The organism is Pseudomonas sp. 31 R 17, assembly GCF_900004915.1.
Classification (GTDB): Bacteria; Pseudomonadota; Gammaproteobacteria; order Pseudomonadales; family Pseudomonadaceae; genus Aquipseudomonas; species Aquipseudomonas orientalis_A.
Genome location: NZ_CVTN01000038.1, coordinates 47,518 through 72,060 on the forward strand (window position 1 = coordinate 47,518; position 24,543 = coordinate 72,060).

Consider the following 24,543-nt stretch of genomic DNA (forward strand, 5'->3'; position numbering starts at 1 on the left):
ACAACTACTTTATTATTTGGGCCAATGTTTTCATCGAAGGCACCTCGGTATGAGCTTTAGGAATTTTCTTCGGGGTCCGACCAGTACCTTGCTGATGGTTGAGTTCGGCGATGAAAAAGGTTTTCGGGCTGAAAAGATTTTGCTCGGCTCGGGACTGACGTTGGCTCAATTGACCGATCCGAATTTGGAGTTAACTGCCGACCAGGAGCTGCGCGTTGCCGAAAACCTGTTGCGTTTATCAGGCCATGCTGCGGGGCTAGGTTTCGAAGTCGGCACGCGCTATCACTTCTCGACCTACGGCCTATTCGGTTACGGTCTGATTAGCAGTGCAACCGTCGGCGATGCGCTGGCCCTGGCGCTGCGCTTTTTGCCGTTGACCTACGCGTTCACGGTGGTCGCCTATGAGGAACAAGGCGATGAAGGAGTGCTGACCTTTGCCGTTCTAGGATTAGCACCGGACCTACGCGAATTTCTATTGACCCGCGACATGTCAGCGGCTGCGCTGTTGCTAAAGGAACTGGGCGGCAATGACTTCTCGTTATCACGCTTCTGCCTGAGCAAGCAGCCGCCGCCTATCCCTGACAATGTGAAAGTGCTGGGGTGTGCCCCTTCGTACGCGGCTAATAGCAACAGCTTGGCCTTTAATCGCTCTTTTCTCAGTCTCCCTTTACCTCAAGCCAACGCGGTGACTGTTTCGATGTGCGAACAGATGTGCACGCAACTGATGCAACGTCGCATCGCACACGCCGGGATGACGGCATTGGTGCAGCACTACCTGAACACCCCGGATAATGGCATGCCCGATCTATCCAGCATTTCCGAACTACTACATGTGAGCCCGCGCACACTCAAACGCAGATTAAAAGAGGAAGGGACAACATTCCGAAAACTGCTCGCCGACGTCCGCAGTCGCAACGCCATCAATCTGCTAAAGGACGGTCACAACCTGACTGAGATCGCTGAACGCTTAGGTTTCAGCGACCTGTCAAGTTTCTCCCAGGCATTCAAGCGCTGGCATGGCATATCGCCAAGTCAGTTTTCACAGCAAAAAAATAACTTTGGTAATTATTAGACAGACGAACTGTAAACACCCCAGAGCGCTTTCACGAGAGTGAATACCCACTTCTGACCGATTTTGTTGAAGACTTTGGTTTTATAAACTATTGGTATACCAACCGCTGAAAGTACCTTTTGGGCACACCGCTGCACAAAACTTAAGCTCGGCCCCCTCAAAATAATGAACTGCCCATGGCTGTATAGACAGATCCAAGCGTCAGCTTCCTCAGCTAGGACCAGACTGACCGGATGCTTTTGGCCGATGACTGCCAGTCGTCACCGGCAGCTATCGACCCTAAGCAGTCGGTCTCGGTCAGCTTGAATAAGGCAGCAAGAAACGGATAGTAAGTGCTGGACGAATTCCAGCCTGATACGACTCCAACTAATAGGAGTTTAACCATGGCGTTTCGTATAACTGGCCTTTCCCCCGAGCCATTCCAGTCACTGTTTGGATTGCCCGACCAAGAGCTAGCATCTCTCGGGATAAAGCGTTACATGGTCGACAGCAACCCAGGCTTTCCTGACCGTATCGAAATAAAGGATGCAGAGCTAGGTCAGAGTGTGCTTTTACTCAACCATCTCTCTCAGCCAGCCGAGACGCCATACCGTGCCTCACATGCGATCTTCATAAGGGAGTGGGCTACGCAAGCTTATGACGCAGTCGATCAGATACCCGAGTCTATGCGAATCCGTCTGCTATCACTTCGTGCATTCACTGATGATGGGATGATGCTCAATGCCGACGTCGTAGATGGAATAGCGATAGAACCTGTTGTTACTCGGATGTTTGCTGATCCAGGGGTTAGTTACATTCACGTTCACAATGCCAAGCAGGGTTGCTACTCCGGGCGAATAGATAGGGCGTAGTCGCCGCAGTCTCGATGGCTCGTTCCGCTTTCGACTTTTCTAGTCACCAACTTTCCGCTATTGGCCGATTTCTGCCTGTCGTAGCGGGCAGTAATCGGCCAGAACCGGATGTTTAAAGCTGGGGCAATGAACTCGTCGAATTTCTTCCCGCTTTAAGAGTTTGCCGACGCGCTTTTACACACTCTGGGCTGGCAAGTAGAGTTAGGAAATCAACTCGTCCCTTTTTATAAAGTAGGTGCAAATGGTGGCTCCCTTCGTTCTCCAGGACTTTGATGTTGGATGGGTCGCCACCGACGCCGTCGGGCAGGTTGCGCTCTTCACTACGGGGGGGCCAGGGCCGGTTCCTGATTCCGCAATGCCCTCCGTCGAAAACTCCGAAGAATTTGTCCTTTCATTGCCGGAGGTGTCCGATGTAGATCGGGTCACTGCCAGGGCTGGCGTAAACGCTTTCGTTGAATTTGCCAAACGTGGGTTCTTCGCGTACGACTGGTCAGACGTTCATCGCGATTCACGCCAGGCCTTGAGGGGGTATGAGCTGCAATGCCGCCCACTGAATCCACTGACACTTTTCGATTTGCCTGCCCCTTTACGGGCATTAGCTGAGGCTACTCGGCTATCTGATGTAACCTTCGGAGCACCCATCATAGTGATAGGTGATCAGGTTTCTTAGCCTTCATTCGGCGATTCGGAGCCGCTTTTTTGGGCCGGAAGCTTTCAGTTGCGTACCGCAGCTCCCGGCCATTAGCGGACACTAAGGCCGTACGTGAAACCTGAGACGACTCATACAACGCCTTAGATCAGCCAAAGCAGAGAGTTTCTAGCACCCTAGATTAAACCCGTTGACTTGGCGGTATTGATTTCGACCCATGCAGCAAAGGCGTCAATGAATTTTTTCAAGAACTGAGTAGTTCCGTCGTCATTCAAATTTCCGCCTGGCCCCAGTAGCCTTGTCGCCCCACCGATATACGCTTCCGGCTGCTGCAAAAGTGGCATGTCCAGAAATACCATAGACTGACGTAAATGATGGTTAGCACCGAAGCCGCCGCTGGCACCGGGCGATACGCTTACGATAGCTGCGGGTTTGCCTGCCCACACAGACTCGCCGTAAGGGCGAGAACCAATATCAATGGCGTTCTTCAATACACCAGGAACTGACCTGTTGTATTCGGGAGTGAAAAACAGTACTCCATCTTTCGACGCCATATTTTGGCGAAAACGAGTCCAGGCTTCAGGGGCACTCTTACCGTTTTCTTCCAAGTCTTGGTTAAACAGATTCAGTTCATTGATCTCGACTATTTCTAATAAAAGGCTCGGTGGCGCAAGCGCGATTACTTCTTGAGCAAATAGGCGGTTCAACGACTCTTTGCGCAGGCTGCCGACAATGACGGCAATCTTTTTAGGCGACATGATGGGACCTTGATTTAAGTGGCTTTAAAGGGGGTAATCAATTTGAAAAGAACAAAAAAACGGACGTCGAACGGTGGCCGAACGATGAGGACTGCCCCACCGCCTGGTCATGTGGGTCTGCCCTATACTTTGGCGGCGCCGTTGACAACCAGGTGATGACCGGAAATCCAAGCTGCATCGTCACTTGCCAGGAAAAGCACGGCGCCTTCGACATCGGCGACAGAGCCCAAGCGCGCAAATGGCGACAACTGTGCCAATGCCTGATAGTCATTTTCCTGAAGGTTTGCGATGACACCGGCGTCACGTAGCGGCCCCGGTACCACACCGTTCACCGTGACGTTACGCTTGCCCATTTCCTGCGCGAGACATTCAACGTAAAGCCGGCCGGCGGCTTTGCTTCCGGCATACGCGGTGAAGCCTGCGTTCGGTACGATCGTCGTAGTGGACGAAATCACGATGATGCGTCCACCATCGGTAACATGGCGCGCACTTTCGCGAAGCGTATAGAAGGTGCCAAACACATTGGTTTTGGTGACAGCCTCGAACATCGCGTTATCGATTTCCGTGATCGGTGTGTCGATAAGCTCCCGCCCGGCATTGGCCACGACAATATCGATGCGCCCAAATCGAGCCAGCACTGCTGCGAATATGGCTTTGACAGCGTCCGGGTCGCTGATGTCTCCCCCGATGGCCATTGCTTGAGCGCCCTCAGCAACGAGAGCCTCGACATTTCGGTCGGCTGCGGCAGCGTCAGTGTTGTACGTCAACGCAACGGAAGCCCCCTCTCTGGCAAAACGACGTGCCAGGGATAATCCGAGCCCGCGCGATGCGCCGGTAATCAGTACAACTTTGTTGGTCATTCGCATGATCAGATTCCGTTGATGCTGCGTTCTGTAGAGGTTGCGTTGCCCTGCCACTGGACAAGTTCCTGCTCGACTTTGGCCATTTTTGCACGCATTCCGCCCATCGCATCGGCACCCAAGGCCGCGTGTACGGGTGGATGATCCGCCTCCATCAGGTTGATAATCGCCAAAGCCCCTTTTCCTGGAACATTCGGCTGCTTACCTTGCAGACCACCTATAGCTACACGGAACTTACCGACGGGTGTGCCTTCATAGTCATCGATTTTTTGCTCGACGTAAGCCAGTGAGCGACCCGCAAATTGGGTCTCGAATACACCGATGGTCAACACAGTCGTGGCGATGTTAAAGGGTGCAAGTTCACCTGCCAGTGCTTCCCCCAGGATGTCAGTAGCGCCCTTAGCGGCCGAGTACACGCCCATGCCCGGGTAGCCAATGAAGCCACCGATTGCGGAGAATTGAATGATGTGCCCGCTGCGCTGCTTGCGCATCGCAGGGGTTACAGCGCGAATGATGTTCAGGCCGCCAAAGAAATTCAGATCGAATACACGCCGCGCTTCTCGATCCGTCATTTCTTCAACTGCACCCACTGTGCCAGCACCCGCACAGTTGGCGACAATGTCGATACGTCCAAAGTGATCCAGCACCTGGGCCACACCCGTTTTGACCGCCACATCGTCTGTCACGTCTACCAAAACGCCCATGCCCTGCGCAGCATGTTTACCGTTATAGAAATCCACTTCTTCTTGCTTGCGAAAGGTGGCTGCGACTAGCGCACCTTTTTCCAGCAGTTGATGCACTAACTCGCGCCCCAATCCCGATGAGGCACCAGTAACGAGGACGACTTTGCCATTTATTGATTTCATTCTCTGCTCCGGGGTTTGGCTATTCACCGGATGTTAGGTATTGGGCCTCCCCCCAACAAGCCGGTTTGGCCAGATTCAACTTCCCGCTCATTGGACGCTCCTTCCCAGCGAAACATTGCCAAATAACCACATAGTTCTAGACGGTACCCTTGGAACTCTTCAAGATTAAAAATTGCCTTCCTATGATTGGGCCATACGTGAATCGGCTGGACCTGAACGATCTGTTTATTTTTGTCAATGTGGTCGATCGCGGTGGGTTTACTGCCGCAGTTGCAAGTACCGGTATGCCCAAGTCAACGCTTAGCCACCGCATGCAACAATTGGAGGGCGAATTAGGTGTGCGTTTGCTTAGCCGAACGTCGCGTCGCTTCGGTATGACCGAGGCAGGAGAAGAGTTTTACCAGCACGCGCTGGCCGCGCTGCGAGAAGCGGAGATGGCAGAAATGTCAGTGCGTCAGCGGTTGTTGGAGCCCGTCGGGACCATCCGGTGTACCGCTGGAGTCGCGACCATGAATTTCGCCATGGCGGGCATGATCGCTGACTTCCTTCGTGTCTATCCCAAGATCAATATGGTCGCTCATGCAGCCGATCGAACCATCGATATTGTTGGCGAAAATTACGACGTCGCCATCCGGGCGCATGAGGCTCCATTGCCGGACTCCGATCTTGTCCAGCGCATGCTCGGGGTCGCTCCCTGGTTTCTGTTCGCCGGATCAAGCTATCTGGCCGAACATGGCGCACCGGCCACGCCAGCGGAGCTAAGCAGCCACGCCTCGATTTTCTTTGCGCGAGCTAATGCCCCCATGAACTGGCGGTTGCGCCATGTCACTTTATCGATCGAAGAAATTGCTGTGCCCATCATGCCGCGGCTGCAAAGCGAGGACATGCTCAGCCTGCAACATGCAGCTATCAGCGGGCTTGGGATTGTGGCCCTGCCGAGTTACATCGCGCGGGCGGCCGTTGCGCGTGGTGAGCTTCATCGAGTTCTGCCCGAATGGATAGCTGGCGATGCCAGGATCACTGCACTGGTACCTTCCCGCAAAGGATTACTGCCGTCAGTACGTGTTTTCTTGGATCACTTGGCTTCGGAGTTTCCCAAGATCCTCTAGCTGTAAAGCCATCCTTAATACGCTGGGCAAATCGTTGCAGCGGCTTCTCCGTGAATACAGCACATTTTTTTACCGAATACAGCAACTACGGCGGCACTACCGAGCGGGTAGGCGCCGAAGATAGGGGGAGTTCTCGACGTCCATTCCACCGGACACAGATTCCAGAAACCCCGTCTTGCTGGGTCAGGTACGCGTTCCTACCATGGTTTCTTGCCTCTCATCCTCGACGGCACTAACGATACCTGATCTGGAATCTATGACTTTGACAATCACACGACGCGGCGCGATAGCTTTGGGAGCACAGGCAGTGCTGGTTGCAATGACGGCAGGCGCTGCTACGTTTGCCTCTAGTGCAACGCGCAGCTCCAGTAAAACTAAAGAGACCCCTCGGACTGGCAAGCAGTTTGACGTGGTGATCGTCGGTGGTGGATCTGCCGGTGCCGTCCTTGCAGCACGTCTCAGTGCCGACCCGCTGCGCAGTGTGCTGCTGCTCGACGCAGGTCCCGACTTTGCGCCCGACCGGTATCCAGCAGTGCTGACGAACGCCGACCTAGTTGCCGCCTCTCCCGAATACGACTGGCATTACCATAGTGACGACTCAGCTCGGATAGGTCACGACATAGCCATCCCACGCGGCCGAGTGATCGGTGGTAGCTCCGCGGTCAATGCTGCTGTGGCGATGCGTGCGCGTCCTGCCGACTTTGCGCGCTGGGCCGGACGCGGAATCGAAGGTTGGGCTTGGCCGGAAGTGCTGTCCGCCTACCGAACGATGGAAAACACGCCAACTGGCGAAGATGCATGGCATGGCCGTACCGGCCCATTTCCAGTGCGTCAGCGCACTGCTGCGCAGAATACTATCTCAATGCGTGCTTTCGTGGCGGCTGCCGAGTCAGTTGGACTGCCGCTCGTGGATGACTTCAACGGCGCGCGCCAGCACGGCGTAGGTCCCTACCCGTTGAATGTCATCAACGGCACCCGAATCAATACCGGCATGGCTTACCTGAGTGCAGACGTGCGGGCTCGCGCCAACCTCACTATCCGCGGCCACGCTGAAGCCGACCGCGTCCTGATAGAACGAGAACGCGCCATAGGTGTATTGCTAGTAGACGGCGAGATAGTTCCAGCCGGCGAAGTAATCTTGTCGGCCGGTGCCATAGGCAGCCCCGCTATCCTGCTACGCTCCGGTATCGGCCCACAAGGCCATCTTCGCGAGATGGGAATCGCCACCGTCGCTGATCTACCGGTAGGTGAACGGTTGCAAGAACATCCGTTTTTCTTCAACGTCTACGCGCTGAAGACCTCCGCAATTGCTATGACCCCAGCCGGCGGCGCCATCGCCTGGACTCGTTCGCAACACGCCGCACCGGACGATCTGGACTTACATATCTCCGGTACACACCTGATCGACCCAAAGGCAAGCCCTACCGGCGGTGCGATAGTGCTGGCATGCGCCGTCACATTACCTAAATCCAACGGTAGCGTACGCTTGACCAGCCGTGACCCCCGAGTTGCGCCGAACATTCGGTACAACTTTTTTGAACAGGAAAATGACTTGGATCGCATGGTCGAAGCTGTAGAACTGTCTCGCAAGATTGGCCGCAGTGCACCGTTTGCTGACTTGGTTGACCATGAAATGACACCGGGTAGCAGCGTACTTGAAGGCAAGGCTTTGCGACAAAACATCGTAAACAATGTCGCCGGCTATCAGCACCCCACGTCGAGCGTGCCGATGGGCGCGGACGGTGACAAGGCCGCCGTAGTCAACAATTGGGGCGCGGTGCGAGGTATCGCGGCACTGCGTGTTGTGGATGCCTCTATCATCCCGGATATCCCATCGGTGGCGACAAATCTTACTACTATCATGCTAGCCGAACGCATTGGTGCCCACCTGACTCGATAATTTCCCCGAACGCAGCGTAAAACTGGAGCATCAATGATTGGATCGCTAAAGCCGAACTCTGCAATAAGAACCATAATCTGAAATTGAATAAAATATACGGAGACCGTTGAGCAAACGCCGTCAATAGACGATAAATTGCAAATTAGAAGTTTGGCCGAAACAGCGCCGCAACTGCGGCGCGAGCCAAGAATGGTTTATTTTTATGTCGGACATATCTAGTGCTTATAAAAAAGAGCCAAACTACAGAAAGACTATTTATAATTACCCTAAGTATCACACATATAACTATAACCATCAAATAAGATAAATAAAGTCAGGAAGTTAATGCCTTACATTAAGAGAATTGAAATCTTAGAGAACTATAGAGAAGAGAATAATTTCCCCTTCTATTTGCCTTCAATTCAATCAATTAGCAAAATCGAGCTTCATCCCGTGATAAATTTTTTCGTTGGAGAAAACGGTAGCGGTAAGTCAACCCTCTTAGAGGCTATTGCAGTTTCATGTGGCTTTAATCATGAGGGAGGCAGTAAGAATTTCAAGTTTTCTTCCAGCGATGAAAAATCCCTACTGTCCAAGGCATTGCGCTTGTCACGCACAGCAAAGCGACCTCGAGATGGCTATTTTTATCGCGCAGAAAGTTTTTATAATGTAATTACAGAGATGAATAAGTTGGATTGCGGACCTGGCGGGCCAGCTATTAAGGACTCATACGGGGGAAACGATCTTCATACGAGGTCTCATGGGGAGGCTTTTATGGATCTGATTTTACATCGATTCGGAGGAAACGGATTGTATTTACTAGACGAGCCTGAATCTGCGCTATCTCCCCAACGCCAATTATCTCTGCTGGTACGTATAGCGGAACTCGCAAAACAAAATTCGCAGTTCATAATTGCAACTCACTCACCAATTTTAATTGCTTACCCGGGCGCCAGAATTTGGGAGTTTACCAATAGTGGATTGGTAGAGAAGGAATATTCAGAAACTGAAAACTACCTAATTATGAAAAGTTACTTTGCTAACCCTGAAAGCTTTATGAGCAAACTATTTGATGAAAAGCATGATTTTTAGTTAGTTCAGGCACTGAAGAACATCGATGGCTAGAGCGTTTATCAAGATCGCTGGCGCAAAAAAATGAATTGTTGCCGATCGCGGCTTAATAAGTACGACGGCATTATTGCCTTGTTTAGCGTAGATCGAGATGCCGCCGATTTTGAGGAGAATGGCCACTTCTTGCCGAAAGCGGTAGCCTGGTACGGCAGGTTTCGGCTAGAAGCGCACTCGACAGTTAGCCGCTGATGTCTCTACGCTGATCGATCTGGTGAAAGCACACCACTAAAAGGAGCAGTCATGTTGGTAGTTGCCGTTGATCGAGATAGCGTTCATGCGGGAGATGATCTGGAAAGTCATGCAATATCGATCACATTCGATCAATCAGCAACACTGCGCACCTTGATCGAAGTGATACAAGATATGGACTACCTACCTCGTATCAGTGGAGGCAAGGCCACTTGGGTTGTTTATTCATCTGGCAAACCATTAGGTGTTTTAGCCCAGCAATGGCCAGAACCTAAATTGGTCGTGCGCCCCGAGAGCATCGTGGATCAATATTTCGGAAATATCGAGCCTCGCCTACTTTTCAGATATTGGTGTCAGGCAGATCCAGATGAGGTCTTTTCGGATGCCCAGGCCGGAAATGAACTGCCATCACGATTTTAGGATGGGCAGGAGGCATTGCTTTAAATCAATGCGAGATTACTGCTGTGGGTCGAGAGCCGCCTCCCGTGAACGACTGCTTTTGGCCGATTTCTGCCTGTCGTAACTGGAAGAAATCGGCCAGTTGCAGCTTGGCAGGGATACGCGCCCGCTTGCTGTCATCTGCTTCTAACATGTCGACCTTGTTCCACACAGGGTCAAGGCTGCCGTCGTCATCTATCGTGCATCCTTTGTACGTTATGTTTTTCTGCGACTGACCTGTCGTCATCCGTCGGTCATCTGATGCGAAGTAGGGTCATAGCGTGGGCAAGCCACCCACTTTCAACAGATTTCCGGCGATAAAACCGTCTGAAATCGACTTCCGTGTGCTCAGCGATCGGTCACCATTGTTGCTCTTACAGCGAAGAGAGCCGTGATTATGAGCAAAGATGCACAAACTATAGTCACCCTGCTGGATCAACAGTACGAGCAGCTGCTCACGGACGCAAGATGCTTGGTCTCAAGCTATATGGATGCGTCAATGAAGATATACAAAAAGACCGGGGTCAAATCTGTCGTGGCTGCTGTGTCAATCAAGCAAACGAGCCCGAACGCGTACTCGATCTACTGGTGCAGACTGGTGCCACTGCAAGGGCAAAAAAACAAGTTCGCGCCGCTGACTATTCCTAAAGGCAACGGCAAGCACAAATACCCTGCCTCCTCGTTTGAGTTTGTTAAATCCCCTTACCGTCGCCTCGTTTTACAGGTTGAGGAGCGTCTGGCTGAGATTCGCAGCATCGCCAGTGAGAATCGTCAGCTGCGTCGGTCGTTGGTCGCCTATGAGAAAAAGCTGTCTAGATATCAGGCGCTCGATCATGGCGATATCTGCTCGGAGGAGTAGGGGCTGAGTGCACTATAAGCAGTGCCGAACGGATCTGAACCGACTTCAATGCCCGAAAGCCCCGTGCAGCAAGGTCTGGCGGGGCTTTCGCGTATCAGCAGTGAACTCCGGCGAGACATGCTGTTGCGCTTCGTCAGGGAAGTCGATGGGTACGGGCTATAAGCAGTGTAGGGCGCTAAATCTACTCGCTGTCAGCCTGCAGGCCCGTGCAGGCGGGGGGCGGAAGCCGTATTTGCTATTAGCAGTGACGCTTATGATTAAGTCAGCCGGCGAGCTGTGATCTGTATTAGTAGTGAAGGGCTTCACTTTCATAAAATAATCTTTGGTAGGTGTCGACCTAGCTGGTACCCGTGTCGCGTAGCGGGTGGTGACGGTAACGCGCTACCCCTCACTGCCTCGCTGCTGTTCGAATGCAATGCGGTTCATTACGCACAAGGGAATGGGGTAGCCCTGGATGTGTGTCGTGAGGGCCTCGTTGCCTGCGATCACCATGATGCAGGATAGGCCTCTGCGGAAGCGCATCCCTCGTCCCGAGTAGTTGCGCGGGATGATCTCCCATGATTCGTCGTCGTAGTAACAACCAACGATTTCTGACCAGTGCGATTGGATGCCCGCGCCCATGATACCTACTGGGGTCAGGCAGAAAATTTCTACCTGGGTTTCCTGCCCAAGAGGTACAGCGTAAATCCGACCGTTTGGTGCAATAGGTGGGAAGTACTGCCCGTTACCAACGTAACGAAATTCCATGGTGCTGCTCCGGTTAGATGAGGTCGCTAGACACTCTCCGGTAGCTTTCGGAAAACCCAAGATGAGATGCTACCTGCGAGTCGGCGCATGGGTTTCAGCGTACTCGGCAAGCTAACTCGTCACATGGAGGGCGTGCATGTCGCTGATCTAAACGCTTCGGCACTCTGGTCACTTTCGCTATGGTGCGGAAATTGGCAGCCCTTCCGAAGTCATCTCATGACCTCATGGGGTTGGGGAAATACTGCGTAGCGCAGCGGTAGATTGCCTTGCCGATAGATTTGGGTAAGCGCCCGCTGCCAAGGGGGTAGCGGGCAGTTTGTTGCAGGTATCTGGCTGTTCCGCTGAAGGCTCAATCGTCGCCGTGCTTCTTGTCCAGGTACGCTGCGACCATATAGCCAATTACACCTGCGATAGTCAGCGCACTGATGACGGCAAGCACGGCATATACAAGCAATTCAAAACGATCCATACCCTGACTCCTTTAATTCGAGCTCTGCCAAGGTTAAGGCTGTCTGATCTAATCCCAAATTTGCTGTGTGATGGCTTAGCGACTGGTACCGGCGGCTTCCTTCCTCAGGTTGGCCCGGGCACCGACGTATGCATCAGTTTCCCAGATACGCATATTCCCGAGCTCGTAGGCGACGTGATTCCGGGCCTCCAGATCCTCATCGTTGGGAGCTTTGCCCCTAAGAATCGGGGCGTGGTGACCAGACAATCGCCGGTAGAGCTCGCAGGCATATGCCGCGCGACAATCATCAATGTTTAGTCCGTGAGAAAGTAAAAGCTCTTGAGCTGCAGTTAGATTCTTTAATTTCCATGTACGCCAACCTGCTGGCGTCGCGTGACTGCTACCCTGAAGGTTTTGAAACGCTGCGGCCTTCTCCAAAATTACAATTTGCTCAGGGGCAGAAATATTAACGATCCGATGCTCATGCTTATCTTTGCTGAACACATAAAAGATGTTTTCTTCTTTGGCGTCCTTGTGAGCATCTTCTGCGTCGAAGAAAAAAGCCTCAAGCAGTGACATGCCGAGGTATCGAACTAGACTGATTAATGTTGCAAGCTGCTCTGAGTAGAGAGCCTGAATATCCACCATCGCGGCTTCAAACTTAATTCGGTCAAGACTGCGCGGCACGGTAATGCGTGCGTGGCTTGGGAAACCAAGACGGCTACCGACGTTAGCCGCTGCGCCTTTCCAACGGCCATCAGTTGCGAAGCCCATCACTGAATATACAGTCTCAAGCAGGACCGACACGCTTTGCAGCGGAAGATTCCCTTGGTATGCCTGGATATAGAGCTCTTCACCGTACTTCCTCACCAGTTTTTTATTGACGAGCTCCAGGATATCCACCTCATCAGACTCCCTGGCATAAACACTAAACTGCGCCCATTGCTGGTCGTGGATCATGGCCTCGTGCTGACTGAGTAGCCCGCGCCGGACTGCCTCCTCGAGTATCGCCGAGCCGGCCTTGGTCAAGTCCCGATCAAAATGTGAGTGGAAACTCTGCTTCATGGTCATTCCTCCATTCAGCTCAGGTGCTGAGCCGCTAAAGGAAATGTTGAGCGAGAAAAAATATCCTGGGCTTCGTTTTCGGTCGCATTCAGCGCCTGAAATTGACGAGCGCATCCATCCCGTAAACGGTCGTTTATGGCACACCTACCCCAGATGATTTTTTGGACTTGGGATTTACCGCTTTCCTGTCACTTTTCCCGTACCGAAATCAGTGTGAGAAAAACGTATGGGAAAGCGGATTGGGTACGCCCGAGTTTCGACTGATGATCAGAATCTCGACCTGCAGCGAGATGCACTTGCCCTGGCTGGGTGCTCCGTGGTTTACGAAGAGACCATGAGCGGAAAGTCGGCGGACAGGCCGGAGCTGGGGCATTGCCTCAAAGCTCTGCGTGGTGGTGACACTCTGGTTGTCTGGCAACTGGACCGCCTCGGTCGTTCTTTGCCTGACTTGGTTGGGATTGTCAGTAGCTTGGAGCGGGAAGGGGTGGCCTTCGAATCCATAACCGAACGAATCGAAACCACCAGCGCTGCCGGCAAGCTGATCTTTCACGTGTTCGCAGCCCTCGCAGAGTTTGAGCGCAATCTCATTCGGGAGCGCACTCGTGCGGGACTGGTAGCTGCTCGTGCAAGAGGGAGGACAGGAGGGCGAAAGCCTATGCTTGATGATCGCCAGGTACGTGAAATACGGGCGTTGCTCAGAGATCCGGTTATACAGGTAGCCGATATTGCTAGGCGTTATGGAGTTTCGAGGACGACTTTGTATCGTTACATCCGCTCGTCCAATTCATCGAAAGCGGGTCCGTATTGAGCAGACTGCCTGGGCAGTTTCCTGACAACGAGTTAAAGGTACTACACGCTCAAGAGCAGAGCCTTGCCGTACCCACGAAGTTACATAGATTTAGCCGGCGGGTAATTTCCGCGAACCCCGCCTTACTTGTTACCTGTTGGGTTTGGCAGATTACCGGTGATGATTGAGGCTGCTAGGTGCCTGAGCCGATGGCTTGTCCGCAAATGAATCGGATGGCCTTGGCAGTCATTGCGCCCCGTTGAGCAAACGCACCTTCAACCGCTCTATCGTCCAGCGCCACTTTGGCGTAGTCGGGCGGCAGACGGTGTTTTGATTGCCGAACAGGCCGACTTCTTTGATGGCCTGTTCAACCGGCACGGTTTGCAGCCATTCCACCGGCACGAAGTATTCGCATAGCGTTGGGTCATTGCTGTGTTCGGCGTGGTAGGTGCCGCGTGTTGCGGCTTGCAGCACCGGCTTATCGATGCCGTTGTGGGGCACGGTGAAGTCTGCTGCCGCCGTGGCGCGTCCGGTTACGCGGCCAACGCCAACGTAGCCCTGCTGCGGAATGTTGACCCAGACCCGGTCGCCGGGGGCGAGCATCTTCAGGCTGTTGCTGTACCAGGTGCCGCCACCGCCGCAGATAAAACCCAAGGCTTGTGCATCCAGCCAGGAGCGCGTCGAGCTGTGGCCAAACGAGCAATAGAACTCACCATTCCACGGCTCACTCGGGCCGTCGCTGCGGGTGTTGCTGGCATTGGCCTGGGTTGCCACCGGGTCGAGCAGCCAGGAGCGGCTGATCAGCTGTTGCGCGCCCTGCTGGAACACCTGAAAACACAGCACGTTGATGGCGATATCGCGCTCGCTGAGGTACGCGACGATGCGCTCGGTGCTGGCATCCAGCCCGGACGCGACGATGATGATCTGGTGGCTTTGGTTGAGCGCCTCTTCATCCAGCGGCAGGCCAAAGTAGGCCTGAAAGTCCGCCGCCAAATCGGCGTTCTGGCGATAGCGTTTGTAGATGGCGGCAATGTCCTCGGCGGCCAGTTTCTCCACCCATGAGGCATAGTCCAGCGCCTGCGCCACCACATCACGCGGGGTACGGTCGCGCTTGAGTTCGATCAGCACCAGGGAGGCATCCGGGGCGATTGCCAGTAGATCGATCCGCCCGCCCAGCCCGGTGCTTTCCTGGCGACCGATCAGCATCCACTCTTCCGACAGCAGCCGTGGTGCGCTGACGATCATGTCTTCCAGTAACTGCTCGCTGGGCAGGATGCACTCCTGCAACTGGCTGGGTTGGCCACCGACCGTCCAGATTTGCGTTTTGATGGGCATGGGGTTGTCCTTAACGTGATGCGGCGGGCAATCCGCTAGGCCACCGCCTGCTCAACCAGGGTGCTGGCTAGTTGTTCGTTGAGTTGGCGGGCCTGGGTCAGGCGGTTTTTTAGTTGGTCGCAGAGGGCCATTAGCTGATCGACTTTGGCGACGATGCGGTGTTGTTCGACGAGTGGTGCTAACGGGATCGGTGCGACTCTTAGCTTTTCCTGCGAGATGTTGACCTGACTAGCAGCCATCCCTGATTTAGCTTCTTCTAAATATTTAGCGGTTACCCCTGCGTTTAAGCAAAGGGCAATAAAACGGCCATTAGCACCTAACTCAATGGGGTGAAATCTGATGATTTTGTCGGAAATCATTAGCTTCGGACGCGTACTGTCAACTAAGCAGGAAATACCTACGCGATTCATGGGGCCAGCACGAGTGAACAGAATGTCACCGGCCTTGGCTTCTGCCTCGGGACGAGGCTCAAGATGATCAGGAAGCTCCTTATTTTCATGCTCTAGGTATCTCATTACTTGCACTGCAGTTGTTTTGAGAACACCCCATACGTCATTAGACGGTGAGCTATTACTAAGGCAAGAAGGGCTCCATCCTGAGTCCATCCCTGTTGTTATTTCTAAAAGCGGCACCCATTTCCATGTCGAAGGCAATTTGAGCTGAATAGCCTTTGGGTCGATTTCTGCCAAGGGCTTCTGCTTTCTCAGTGTCCCCTTTGTCACCAGCCGCTGCCTTTCAGCCTGGATACGCTCGTACAGATCTTCAGCCGATTCATCGTTGGAATCTTGCGGCACCAGTTTGCCCATCACGGCCAGTTGCAGCAGGGTTTGTTTGAGGGCGTCGATGCTTGGTTCTGTGGTGAACAGTGTGTGGAAATGTTCGGCCAAGCGTTGCCAGTTGGTGGCAAAATGGGTCGCATCGCTGGCTTGGGTCAGGCTGTCGAGCAGCGCTTGCACCAGTCGGGCGTGGGCGCTTTCGGCGTCGGTCTGCTGGGCTTCCAGGCGGTCGCACAGGGCCATCAGCTCATCGACTTTGGCGATGATGCGCAATTGCTCGACAAGAGGTGGAATGCATACTACAGAATCCAGAACATCCTCACGAGAAATGCCAGGGATGGCAATTCCAATTGATTTGCTTTGGAAGTGATCGGCCATAGAAAACAGCATGTTTCTAACGAATTGGCTATTGACTAGGACTGGCCGAATTGCCATAAGTTGACGGCTGATGGCGAGCATTGGTTTATCAACAAAGTTTGTTTTTCCGACGCCCGACCCTTTGACTGTAAGTAGAATGTCACCTTCGACAGAGACCGCTCTCCTTTCAAAAGTATGCCTAGTCGGCCGAGGAAAGACCTCGCCAAAATCAGCTGGACCGGTGAGATATGGAATCGCACCGTCTTTCGGATCTCCAAAATACTCCTCTGGCCCCAGATGTTGACCTGATATCAGCTCAATCAGGATTCCAAACCGAACTCGCTCCCATCCTTTCGGCAGATCAAATAGTTTTTCCTCGCCAGTAACATCAGCCAACGATTTCTGTTTTTTAGTCTTGCCCTGTGCAGCTAGACGCGCCTTCTCATCAGCAATGCGTTTGAGCAACTCGCTGGCCGGTTCATCATTCGGATCTTGCGGTACCAGCTTGCCGCGCATCGCTAGCCCCAAAATTAGGTTGCGCAGCTTTTTTATGCCATTGGGTGCATCGGCCAGCAGCGGTAGGTTGTCGGTCAGCAGAGCGGTCATACAACTCGCTCCAGGGCTTCCACTAGTACCGCCTTAAGCTGGTCGCGCAGGCCGCTGATTTCGTTTTGCAGGTCCGCATAGCCGCGCAGCAGTGCCTCCGGGTCGTGGGTAATCTGTTCGCCGATATGCGGGTTCTTGCAGTCCAAGTTCCAGTTGCGCGCTTGTATCTCTGCGACGCTGACCTTCCAGGCGAATTCGTTCTCCACCCGTGCGGCAAAGCCGTCGGCCTGGCTGCCCCACCAGTCTTCTTCGACGGCAAACTCTTCGATACGCATGGGGCGAGTTTTGGAGTAGTTCTTAACGCCTGCCGGGTACTGGTGTTCATAGAACCACACCTGTTTGGTCGGTGTGCCTTTGGTGAAGAACAGCAGATTGGTCTTGATGCCGGTGTAGGGATTGAACACGCCGTTGGGTAGACGAACGATGGTGTGCAGGTTGCACTCGGTCAGCAGCTTTTCCTTGATCCGGCTTTTTATGCCTTCGCCAAACAGAAAGCCATCAGGAAGCACCACGGCGGCGCGACCACCGTCTTTCAGCAGTTGCATGATCAGCACCAAAAACAGGTCTGCTGTCTCACGAGTGCGGAAGGTGGCGGGGAAGTTGGTTTCGATGCCGTCTTCTTCCATGCCTCCGAACGGCGGGTTGGCGACGATGCAATGTACACGCTCGCTCGGGCCCCAACTGATCAACGGCTTGCTAAGGGTGTTGTCATGGCGGATCTGGCTGGGCACCTCGATGCCGTGCAGAATCATATTGGTGGTAGCCAGCAGGTGCGGCAGCGGCTTTTTCTCCACGCCGAAAATGCTGGCCTGCAAGGTGCGTTCGTCTTCAGCGGTTTTTACATAACGGCTGCGCTTGTGCTCAATGGCACAGGTGAGGAAACCGCCTGTCCCGCAGGCCGGATCCATAACCTTTTCGTCCAGCTTAGGATCGACCATACGCACCATAAACTCGGTGACCGGGCGTGGGGTGTAGAACTCGCCAGCGTTGCCCGCGTTCTGCAGGTCGCGCAGCAGTTGCTCATAGAGATTGCCGAACTCGTGGCGCTCCTGGGCCTTGTTGAAGTCCACGCCTTCCTGAATCTTGTTGATCACCTGGCGCAGCAACTGCCCGGACTTCATGTAGTTGTAGGCGTCTTCAAACACGCTGCGCACCACGAAAGCTGACGGTGTGTTGCTGTACTCGTTCAGGTTCTGCAACTGGGGGAACAGGTTATTGTCGATAAAGTCCTTCAGCGCATCGCCAGTCATGCCTTCCGGATCAGCGGCCCAGGTACGCCAGCGGCAACTGTCGGGAATGGGCGAGCGGTAGTTGTCGTCCATCAACTCCCATTCCAGCTCGCGGTCATCGAAGATTTTCAGGAACAGTAGCCAAACCAACTGGCCGATGCGCTGGGCGTCGCCGTCTACGCCAACGTCTTTGCGCATGATGTCCTGAATGGACTTGATGGTGGAGCTAATGGACATGAAGTTCTCTCAACGCGTACCGCAAGGGGGGGCGAAATTCTACCGGATAGTGGGGGCGACTGCCTTGGCATGTCGTCGGTGTTTAGCCCTTAGCTTGCGTAAAGTTCGTCTTCCAGCTCATGGATAGCCTTGTTGTAGCCAGCCTTACCGCCAAAGGCCTTGACCAGCTCGATGGGTGCACCTAACTGGCTAAAAGGGTCGAGTTGGAGGATTTTGATGTCCTCAATATGCTCGATACCGGTATCGGCATATTTATCCAGCAACGCCTCCAACACCTGGCGGGCTGCGCCGGAATACTTGGCGAAATAGTTGCGCTTTTTCACCTGCTCGGCTCGCTCGCGACGTGATAGGGCAGGTTGATCGAAAGCGACGTGGCAGATCAGGTCGAACGGATCGAGGGGCTTGCCCTGTTTCTTTTCCACTTCATCCGCCAAGGCTTCCCACATCACGCCCTGGACGGCCATCTCCTCGATGATGACTTTCTTTTGCTCGGAATCACTCCAACGCCGTAGGAAGTCATCTAGCGAGGCGAATTGCTTTTGCACACAGGCGCGGGTGTAGTCGTGCAGCGATTCGGTGATCAGCCGGCCATCCGGGCCGTAATACTGCACGCGCTCAGCGATGACATGAATCGGGACGTTGTCGATGACGTACCTGATGCGTTTTTTGCCCTCATCTTCGCTGGTAAAATCCAGGTCATCGCCTTCGTTATCGTTGCCTGCGCTGATGCCAACTTCATCTGTTAGTGGGTCATCCGGCGGTACGGGGGAGTCATCGCCTTCTGGGGCGTAGATCACTACTGGGTCGCCGTCAAAAGCCGGGTCGGCAAATAGCTCGGTGGCCTTTTTGAAGTCCATGATGGTAAACCAGTACTTGCCGTAGTCCTCGTTGATGCGAGTTCCACGACCGATGATTTGCTTGAATTCGGTCATCGATTTGATGTGCTGGTCGAGCACGATAAGCTTGCAGGTCTGAGCATCGACGCCGGTGGTCATCAGCTTGCTCGTGGTGGCAATCACCGGGTAGCGCTCTTCCGGGTTGATGAAGTTATCCAATTCGGCCTTGCCTTCCTGGTCATCGCCGGTGATACGCATGACGTATTTGCGATTCTCCGCCACACGCTCGGGGTTTAGGTTGACCAGTGCCTGGCGCATGCGCTCGGCGTGGTTGATGTCGTCGCAGAAGACGATGGTTTTCTGAAACGGATCTGTGGCCTTGAGGAGTTCGGTAACCTTCTGCGCCACCAGTTGGGTGCGCGCCTCGATCACCAGGGTGCGGTCCATGTCCTTGAGGTTGTAGATGCGGTCTTCGATCAGTTCGCCATTCTTGTCGACCATGCCCTTGGGCGGACGCCAGCCTTGCAGGTCCTTGTCGAAATCGATGCGCACCACTTTGTAGGGGGCAAGGAAGCCGTCTTCGATGCCCTGCTTGAGGGTGTAGCTGTACACCGGATCACCGAAGTAGGTGATGCTGGAAACCTCTTTGGTCTCCTTCGGCGTGGCAGTGAGGCCGACGTGGGTGGCGTTGGAGAAATAGTCGAGAATCTCACGCCAGGCGGAGTCCTCGGCTGCGCTGCCACGGTGGCATTCGTCGATCACGATCAGGTCGAAGAAGTCGCGGGAGAACTGCTTGTAGATGTTCATCTCTTCTTCAGCGCCGGTCACGGCTTGATAGAGCGACAGGTAGATCTCGTAGGAGGTATCGATCTGGCGTTTGGCGATCTTGGTCATCGCCTGGCCGAATGGCTTGAAGTCGTTGTTCTTGGTCTGGTCGACCAGGATGTTGCGGTCAGCGAGGAAGAGGATGCGTTTCTTCTGCTTGGACTTCCACAGCCGCCAGATGATCTGGAAAGCGGTGTAAGTTTTGCCGGTACCGGTGGCCATCACCAGCAGCACGCGATCCTGCCCGCGTGCCACGGCCTCTACCGTGCGGTTGATAGCATTCATCTGGTAGTAGCGCGGCATGCGCCCAGAGCCGTCGTCGTAGTAGGGCGCTTCGATCTTGTGCTGAGCCTGGTCGTCCAGGCCTTTCCATTGGCAGTAGCGCTGCCAGAGTTCATCCGGGCTGGGGAACTGGTCGAGGGTAAGCTCGGTTTCGACCTGGCAGCCTGTGCCGCTGCGGTCGTGAAACAGAAAGCCATCGCCATTACTGGAGAACACGAACGGCACATCCAACGCCTCGGCATAGCCAAGCGCCTGCTGCATACCGGAGCCAATAGAGTGCTTGTTGTCCTTCGCCTCGATCACGGCGATGGGCAGGTTGGCTTGGTGATAGAGGATAAAGTCGGCTCGGCGGGATTCGCCTCGGCTGTGCAGCTTGCCCCGGACGATGATGCGGCCCTTGGTAAAGCTGACTTCCTCGCGCACCTGCTTGTGCATGTCCCAGCCAGCCTGCTGGACGGCCGGGGCTATGTACTTGCTGCAGATGTCCCGCTCGGAAAGCGACTTTTTGTCCATAACCCCAATTCCCTTTCAAGCCGGCCTGGTCGCTCCATTCCGGCACTGCTGATCATGCTCGATTAGTGTAAATATACCGCGTTCAGTCTCGGCTCGGTGGTTGATCAGGTTTCGATAGCTGAAGGTGGAGGCGAGTAATGGCATTGCAGTGTTCCCGCGCCGAGTCGTCCAACTGTTCTTAGAATTTTTTTAATTCTTTCTTTTTAGGGGCTCAGCCTGAGCCCAATTCTGATTAGGATAGAGCTCTCAGTGAGCTCTATCCGCATCCATTACAGCTCAGAGTGATACGTATCACTCTGAGCTGTGTATAAGATCGGTACGGCGATTGAGATTTCTACGCAGCGTTTCTCGAATGCCGGCTGGCAGTCGATCTAGGTCAGCTTGCAATGAGCCTAAGTCAATTTGGGAGTTTCCGCCTGACAGGTTGATTTGGATATTCAGACTATCGATGTTCAGTATTCGCGTACTTGCGAGATCGCCAGCGTTCATGGCTTTCTTGAGGTCCCTAACGGTCTCATATGCGAGATTTGGCACGTAATCCCAGGTTACTACCTTATGTGGTAATCCGGCCTGAGTGACCTGCACCTTTTCGCGTAATGTGTAGTGATTGGATCGGCCGAACTTTTTCTTCGCGATGAAGCCGGCTTTTTCGAGAACTACCAGTGCCCGTTTGACCTGTGCCTGACTGACTCCAGACTGTTCGGAAATCCGTTGAATGCCCGGTTTTGATAAGCCATGGTCGAAGTTGGCGTGTGCCTTGATGACGGCATAAACCGTAAACGCATGGGGCCCAATTCGAGCGACGTCGCCCTGATCGATCATAGCCCTGAAAACATGGAACCACTGGGTCTGCGCACGCAGTGGGGCTGATACGTTAGTCATTGTTAGGCCCCCCACGCAGTTGCACACGCGGCCGGCTCAGGATCCAGGCAGATATCTCCGTGCTGAGCCAGCCAACCGATCTGCTGCTGCCTAGATCATATGGAGCAGGGAATTTTCCTGCGGCTATGTCGCGATAGATCGTGGATCTCTTTTTCCCGACAACGAGCTCAACCTCGGGCAGGCGAAGGAAGCGCGGGTCTTCTGGGCAGGTTGTAATCGTTCGTGCTGACATGTGATTGGTGCTCAGGCGGTGGCGTTGCAGCAGTCCTCAAGTGCTGCAATACGCATATGTGTTAGGAGTGGCGCTCGGATTTTCCTACTGCAAAGCAGGGAAGTTTGTCGGGGCTCGTGTTACGGGCCTCCGAGATTTATTGCCTGCGGCAGCTGTACGCATGACAGCTGAAGCTGTGTCTTTGGCGTGGGAGAGAGGAAAGACCCTGCTGGTACGGAATAGGAGTCCGTACGTTTCTTTAGCAGCCTTGTTCAGGCGAGCAGGCACAGACGGCACTGCGAGATGCTGGCGAAACCCGATGAGGTAGCCAGAAAGTCCATCTGCTAACAGCAGGCGGACTTCGGATTTTTAACGCCGTAACCGGGGCGGCGTGACGATCCCGTGGAGTCTTATGAACGTCCTAGAGATGCCTGTTTTTTACCAAGCGGGAAGCGGTATTGCAAGCCCAAGCAGTAAGCTCAGGCCTTGATCGCATCTAGGTAATCTGACCAGCGCTGCATCATGTCGCGTCGCTCTGGCAGAAATGAGGTTCGATCGTACGCACGTCCCAGCGGATTTTTTACCGTGTGAGCAAGCTGATGTTCCAAGAGATCTGGGCGAAACCCCAGCACCTCCGCACCTATGGTTCTCGCTGTCGCACGAAAGCCGTGCCCAGTCATTTCGTCGCCGCTGATGTCCATGCGGCGTAACGCACTGAGGACGGCATTGTTGGACATCGGTCGGTCGCCTCCTCGGGCTGAAGGGAAGGCATATCGATGTCTACCGGTGAGTGGTTTCAGCTCGCGCAGAACCGCGACTGCTTGTTGGCTTAGGGGAACCAGGTGATCTGGGCGATCCTGTTTGGTGGCAGTGAGCCCTTTCATTTTGTGGCCGGGAATCAACCATTCGCCAGCATCCAGATTTACCTCCGACCACTCCATGTGTCGAAGGTCTCCAGGTCGGCAGAACAGCAACGGGGCCAACTTCAACGCACAACAAACAGGCATCGTTCCGGTGTAGCTATCCAGTGCTTTGAGCAGCGCGCCGAGTTTTTCAGGATCTGTCACGGCAGCAAAATGTTTCACCCGCTTGGCTGGGAGCGTACGTGAGAGATTCCCGATCTGGTTGGGTGGGGTAATACCGGCAGCTTCAGCGAACTCGAAAATCTGTTTGTAGATTTGGGCTACACGACGCGCCGTCTCGCGAGCACCACGCTTGATGATGCGCTGGAGGTTTTCTACCAGCATGGGCGTGCTGATGCTGCTGATGGGTAGTTTTCCCAACCAGGGGTAGGCATTGAGCTCAAGGCGCTGCCGCACCGTGCGTGTGTATTCGGGGTCCCACGAGGACTCGCGAATACTGAGCCACTGCGTGGCAACCGACTCAAAGGTGTGCTGGTGATCGAGCTGGCTGACTACCTTGGCCATGCGTCTTTGCAGCGACGGGTCATGGCCACCGGCGAGCTGGACACGAGCATCATCACGCTTGCGACGAGCATCCTGTAAGCCGACCTCTGGGTAAACGCCAAGAGCAAGGCGTTTTTCCTTTCCCAGAAAACGGTACTTCAAGCGCCAATAACGGCCTCCGTTGGGCTGCACTTCCAGGTACAAGCCCTGTTCGTCGTACAGACGGTATGGCTTGTCCTGTGGCTTGGCGTTACGGCAGTTGGTGTCTTTCAGGGGCATTGGGGGCACATCCTCTCCGGGCGAGCAGATGAGCGTTTTATGCCCCCATATATGCCCCCGTCAACCGTGGGATGCCCTGGGACTAGGTGGGAAAACGCGGGCAAGAAAAAAGCCGTAAAGCTTTGATTTATCTAGGCTTTACGGCTTTTCTGGGTCTTCCTGGGAAGACTAAATGGTGGAGCCGGGGGGATTTGAACCCCCGTCCGCCAGTACTCCGCTGTCGGTACTACATGCGTAGCCGTTTCTATTAAGTTAACCCTCAGCGACCCGAAGGGCAGGGTGCTTTGGGCGAGTTGTGTAAGTTTTAGCCGCTTCGTCCACAACGTACTGCACGGCGATTCTGTTCTATATGACAATCACTTTGGGTTTACAGACATCCCCTGGTGATTGCTGGACCCGAAGGTACCAGAAGCTCAGGGCTAAGGCTGCTTACGCAGCGAGAGCGAATTCCTGGCCGTAGTTTTCGTCATTGGCAACTATAAGAAGTTGCAACAGTGGATTTACGAGTTCTGTTACCAACTCGGCATGCACCTAAAGTTTCGCGACCGGCGTCGAATCCTAAACGGCCCCGTGCTTGTAACTCGTTGTTTCTAGTGAGTGACAAGCTTGTGCAGTGTACGCCAAACCTTCACGAAAGGCCAACCCGAAGGTCGGCCCTATCGCTTACTGACCGCCTTTCTCGCTGTTCTGCAGGTCTTGCAGGGCCTTGGAGGTGATTTCGATGCACTTCTTGTCATCACCTGCCGCATGGGCGGCCTTGGCTTGGGCGACGGCGGTGTCGATTTCGCCGCTTTTGCCACTGGTGTCGGTGGACAGCAGGGCTTTACCGTTGTTGATTTTGTCCAGGTTGATCTGGCACAGGTCTTTATCACCGGCTGCAAAAGCAGGGGATGCCAGCATCGCAGCGGTAATGAACAAGCCAGCAAGAGCGGAACGCTTCATAGGGTATCTCCTTGCGCAAAGGGCTCGACGCTGCTGGCGTTGAGGGGCTGCCAGCGACATCACTGATGAGCCTCGTTTGTCGAGGCCTATGCAGATGACTACACCGGCGCGCAGGGGTT

22 protein-coding genes and 1 other RNA gene are annotated in these 24,543 nt (G+C 54.1%); 8 read left to right on the plus strand and 15 right to left on the minus strand.

Annotation, left to right across the window (positions count from 1 at the left end):
- Positions 1-49: 49 nt before the first annotated feature.
- Positions 50-1,072 (plus strand): AraC family transcriptional regulator, encoded by a 1,023-nt coding sequence (locus BFP89_RS02720; RefSeq protein WP_043205926.1) that lies wholly within the window; start codon positions 50-52, stop codon positions 1,070-1,072.
- Between the two features lie 479 nt (positions 1,073-1,551).
- Positions 1,552-1,923, plus strand: coding sequence for a DUF1203 domain-containing protein (locus BFP89_RS02725; protein WP_225927072.1), 372 nt, complete (start codon positions 1,552-1,554; stop codon positions 1,921-1,923).
- Positions 1,924-2,748: 825 nt separating this feature from the next.
- Here the strand turns inward: BFP89_RS02725 and BFP89_RS02735 are convergent.
- From BFP89_RS02735 to BFP89_RS02745, 3 genes are all read right to left on the minus strand, one after another.
- Positions 2,749-3,330, minus strand: a complete 582-nt coding sequence (locus BFP89_RS02735; RefSeq protein ID WP_065883890.1) for an NADPH-dependent FMN reductase — start codon at positions 3,328-3,330, stop codon at positions 2,749-2,751.
- Between the two features lie 122 nt (positions 3,331-3,452).
- Positions 3,453-4,196 (minus strand): SDR family NAD(P)-dependent oxidoreductase, encoded by a 744-nt coding sequence (locus tag BFP89_RS02740; RefSeq protein ID WP_056861412.1) that lies wholly within the window; start codon positions 4,194-4,196, stop codon positions 3,453-3,455.
- Positions 4,197-4,198: 2 nt separating this feature from the next.
- Positions 4,199-5,056, minus strand: coding sequence for an SDR family NAD(P)-dependent oxidoreductase (locus BFP89_RS02745; protein WP_056861411.1), 858 nt, complete (start codon positions 5,054-5,056; stop codon positions 4,199-4,201).
- A gap of 149 nt (positions 5,057-5,205) precedes the next feature.
- Here BFP89_RS02745 and BFP89_RS02750 point away from each other — a divergent pair, with 149 nt between their 5' ends.
- The 4 genes from BFP89_RS02750 (at position 5,206) to BFP89_RS26975 (ending at position 9,784) form a co-directional block, all read left to right on the plus strand.
- Positions 5,206-6,165: a LysR substrate-binding domain-containing protein gene (locus BFP89_RS02750; RefSeq protein WP_234010441.1), complete on the plus strand. Its 960-nt coding sequence runs from the start codon at positions 5,206-5,208 to the stop codon at positions 6,163-6,165.
- Between the two features lie 256 nt (positions 6,166-6,421).
- Positions 6,422-8,065: a GMC family oxidoreductase gene (locus tag BFP89_RS02755; RefSeq protein WP_065883894.1), complete on the plus strand. Its 1,644-nt coding sequence runs from the start codon at positions 6,422-6,424 to the stop codon at positions 8,063-8,065.
- 324 nt (positions 8,066-8,389) lie between these two features.
- A complete protein-coding gene (locus tag BFP89_RS26970; RefSeq protein WP_083203152.1) occupies positions 8,390-9,136 on the plus strand; it encodes an AAA family ATPase in 747 nt (248 codons plus the stop codon).
- 279 nt (positions 9,137-9,415) lie between these two features.
- Positions 9,416-9,784 (plus strand): hypothetical protein, encoded by a 369-nt coding sequence (locus BFP89_RS26975; RefSeq protein WP_082463679.1) that lies wholly within the window; start codon positions 9,416-9,418, stop codon positions 9,782-9,784.
- Between the two features lie 25 nt (positions 9,785-9,809).
- Here BFP89_RS26975 and BFP89_RS02760 read toward each other — a convergent pair whose 3' ends face one another.
- Positions 9,810-10,049, minus strand: coding sequence for a hypothetical protein (locus tag BFP89_RS02760; protein WP_065883895.1), 240 nt, complete (start codon positions 10,047-10,049; stop codon positions 9,810-9,812).
- A gap of 150 nt (positions 10,050-10,199) precedes the next feature.
- On the opposite strand from BFP89_RS02760, the gene mobI reads away from it, so the two are divergent.
- Positions 10,200-10,661, plus strand: coding sequence for a conjugative transfer protein MobI(A/C) (gene mobI, locus BFP89_RS02765; RefSeq protein ID WP_065883897.1), 462 nt, complete (start codon positions 10,200-10,202; stop codon positions 10,659-10,661).
- 381 nt (positions 10,662-11,042) lie between these two features.
- Here the strand turns inward: mobI and BFP89_RS02770 are convergent, their stop codons facing one another.
- Both BFP89_RS02770 and BFP89_RS02775 read right to left on the minus strand, forming a co-directional pair.
- Positions 11,043-11,408 carry a hypothetical protein gene (locus tag BFP89_RS02770; protein WP_065883899.1) on the minus strand — a complete coding sequence of 122 codons (366 nt, stop codon included), beginning with the start codon at positions 11,406-11,408 and terminating at the stop codon, positions 11,043-11,045.
- A 544-nt stretch (positions 11,409-11,952) separates the two neighbouring features.
- Positions 11,953-12,921 carry an integrase gene (locus BFP89_RS02775; protein WP_065883901.1) on the minus strand — a complete coding sequence of 323 codons (969 nt, stop codon included), beginning with the start codon at positions 12,919-12,921 and terminating at the stop codon, positions 11,953-11,955.
- Between the two features lie 226 nt (positions 12,922-13,147).
- On the opposite strand from BFP89_RS02775, the gene BFP89_RS02780 reads away from it, so the two are divergent.
- Positions 13,148-13,729 carry a recombinase family protein gene (locus tag BFP89_RS02780; RefSeq protein WP_065883903.1) on the plus strand — a complete coding sequence of 194 codons (582 nt, stop codon included), beginning with the start codon at positions 13,148-13,150 and terminating at the stop codon, positions 13,727-13,729.
- Between the two features lie 225 nt (positions 13,730-13,954).
- Here the strand turns inward: BFP89_RS02780 and BFP89_RS02785 are convergent, their stop codons facing one another.
- The 9 genes from BFP89_RS02785 to BFP89_RS02820 form a co-directional block, all read right to left on the minus strand.
- Positions 13,955-15,043, minus strand: a complete 1,089-nt coding sequence (locus BFP89_RS02785; RefSeq protein WP_065883905.1) for an endonuclease NucS domain-containing protein — start codon at positions 15,041-15,043, stop codon at positions 13,955-13,957.
- 35 nt (positions 15,044-15,078) lie between these two features.
- Positions 15,079-16,782, minus strand: a complete 1,704-nt coding sequence (locus tag BFP89_RS02790; protein WP_065883907.1) for a restriction endonuclease subunit S — start codon at positions 16,780-16,782, stop codon at positions 15,079-15,081.
- Positions 16,779-18,248, minus strand: coding sequence for a type I restriction-modification system subunit M (locus BFP89_RS02795; RefSeq protein ID WP_065883909.1), 1,470 nt, complete (start codon positions 18,246-18,248; stop codon positions 16,779-16,781). The genes BFP89_RS02790 and BFP89_RS02795 overlap by 4 nt, the downstream gene beginning before the upstream one ends.
- A gap of 89 nt (positions 18,249-18,337) precedes the next feature.
- Positions 18,338-20,704: an EcoAI/FtnUII family type I restriction enzme subunit R gene (hsdR, locus tag BFP89_RS02800; protein WP_065883911.1), complete on the minus strand. Its 2,367-nt coding sequence runs from the start codon at positions 20,702-20,704 to the stop codon at positions 18,338-18,340.
- Between the two features lie 291 nt (positions 20,705-20,995).
- Entirely contained in the window at positions 20,996-21,586 is a 591-nt protein-coding gene (locus BFP89_RS02805; RefSeq protein ID WP_065883913.1) for a helix-turn-helix domain-containing protein, read from the minus strand.
- Positions 21,579-21,818: a helix-turn-helix transcriptional regulator gene (locus BFP89_RS26980; protein ID WP_083208001.1), complete on the minus strand. Its 240-nt coding sequence runs from the start codon at positions 21,816-21,818 to the stop codon at positions 21,579-21,581. The genes BFP89_RS02805 and BFP89_RS26980 overlap by 8 nt, the downstream gene beginning before the upstream one ends.
- 458 nt (positions 21,819-22,276) lie before the next feature.
- Positions 22,277-23,482: a tyrosine-type recombinase/integrase gene (locus tag BFP89_RS02810; RefSeq protein ID WP_065883915.1), complete on the minus strand. Its 1,206-nt coding sequence runs from the start codon at positions 23,480-23,482 to the stop codon at positions 22,277-22,279.
- Between the two features lie 173 nt (positions 23,483-23,655).
- Positions 23,656-24,052: a transfer-messenger RNA gene (gene ssrA / locus BFP89_RS02815) on the minus strand.
- 93 nt (positions 24,053-24,145) lie between these two features.
- Positions 24,146-24,424: a hypothetical protein gene (locus BFP89_RS02820; RefSeq protein WP_065883919.1), complete on the minus strand. Its 279-nt coding sequence runs from the start codon at positions 24,422-24,424 to the stop codon at positions 24,146-24,148.
- Positions 24,425-24,543 lie beyond the last annotated feature (119 nt).

Bases quoted from the DNA above. Each gene is read 5' to 3' on its own strand.
- BFP89_RS02720 (WP_043205926.1), top strand. From the start codon at position 50: ATGAGCTTTAGGAATTTTCTTCGGGGTCCGACCAGTACCTTGCTGATG.
- BFP89_RS02725 (WP_225927072.1), top strand. From the start codon at position 1,552: ATGGTCGACAGCAACCCAGGCTTTCCTGACCGTATCGAAATAAAGGAT.
- BFP89_RS02735 (WP_065883890.1), bottom strand. From the start codon at position 3,330: ATGTCGCCTAAAAAGATTGCCGTCATTGTCGGCAGCCTGCGCAAAGAG.
- BFP89_RS02740 (WP_056861412.1), bottom strand. From the start codon at position 4,196: ATGCGAATGACCAACAAAGTTGTACTGATTACCGGCGCATCGCGCGGG.
- BFP89_RS02745 (WP_056861411.1), bottom strand. From the start codon at position 5,056: ATGAAATCAATAAATGGCAAAGTCGTCCTCGTTACTGGTGCCTCATCG.
- BFP89_RS02755 (WP_065883894.1), top strand. From the start codon at position 6,422: ATGACTTTGACAATCACACGACGCGGCGCGATAGCTTTGGGAGCACAG.
- BFP89_RS26970 (WP_083203152.1), top strand. From the start codon at position 8,390: ATGCCTTACATTAAGAGAATTGAAATCTTAGAGAACTATAGAGAAGAG.
- BFP89_RS26975 (WP_082463679.1), top strand. From the start codon at position 9,416: ATGTTGGTAGTTGCCGTTGATCGAGATAGCGTTCATGCGGGAGATGAT.
- BFP89_RS02760 (WP_065883895.1), bottom strand. From the start codon at position 10,049: ATGACGACAGGTCAGTCGCAGAAAAACATAACGTACAAAGGATGCACG.
- mobI (WP_065883897.1), top strand. From the start codon at position 10,200: ATGAGCAAAGATGCACAAACTATAGTCACCCTGCTGGATCAACAGTAC.
- BFP89_RS02770 (WP_065883899.1), bottom strand. From the start codon at position 11,408: ATGGAATTTCGTTACGTTGGTAACGGGCAGTACTTCCCACCTATTGCA.
- BFP89_RS02775 (WP_065883901.1), bottom strand. From the start codon at position 12,921: ATGAAGCAGAGTTTCCACTCACATTTTGATCGGGACTTGACCAAGGCC.
- BFP89_RS02780 (WP_065883903.1), top strand. From the start codon at position 13,148: ATGGGAAAGCGGATTGGGTACGCCCGAGTTTCGACTGATGATCAGAAT.
- BFP89_RS02785 (WP_065883905.1), bottom strand. From the start codon at position 15,043: ATGCCCATCAAAACGCAAATCTGGACGGTCGGTGGCCAACCCAGCCAG.
- BFP89_RS02790 (WP_065883907.1), bottom strand. From the start codon at position 16,782: ATGACCGCTCTGCTGACCGACAACCTACCGCTGCTGGCCGATGCACCC.
- BFP89_RS02795 (WP_065883909.1), bottom strand. From the start codon at position 18,248: ATGTCCATTAGCTCCACCATCAAGTCCATTCAGGACATCATGCGCAAA.
- hsdR (WP_065883911.1), bottom strand. From the start codon at position 20,704: ATGGACAAAAAGTCGCTTTCCGAGCGGGACATCTGCAGCAAGTACATA.
- BFP89_RS02805 (WP_065883913.1), bottom strand. From the start codon at position 21,586: ATGACTAACGTATCAGCCCCACTGCGTGCGCAGACCCAGTGGTTCCAT.
- BFP89_RS26980 (WP_083208001.1), bottom strand. From the start codon at position 21,818: ATGTCAGCACGAACGATTACAACCTGCCCAGAAGACCCGCGCTTCCTT.
- BFP89_RS02810 (WP_065883915.1), bottom strand. From the start codon at position 23,482: ATGCCCCTGAAAGACACCAACTGCCGTAACGCCAAGCCACAGGACAAG.
- BFP89_RS02820 (WP_065883919.1), bottom strand. From the start codon at position 24,424: ATGAAGCGTTCCGCTCTTGCTGGCTTGTTCATTACCGCTGCGATGCTG.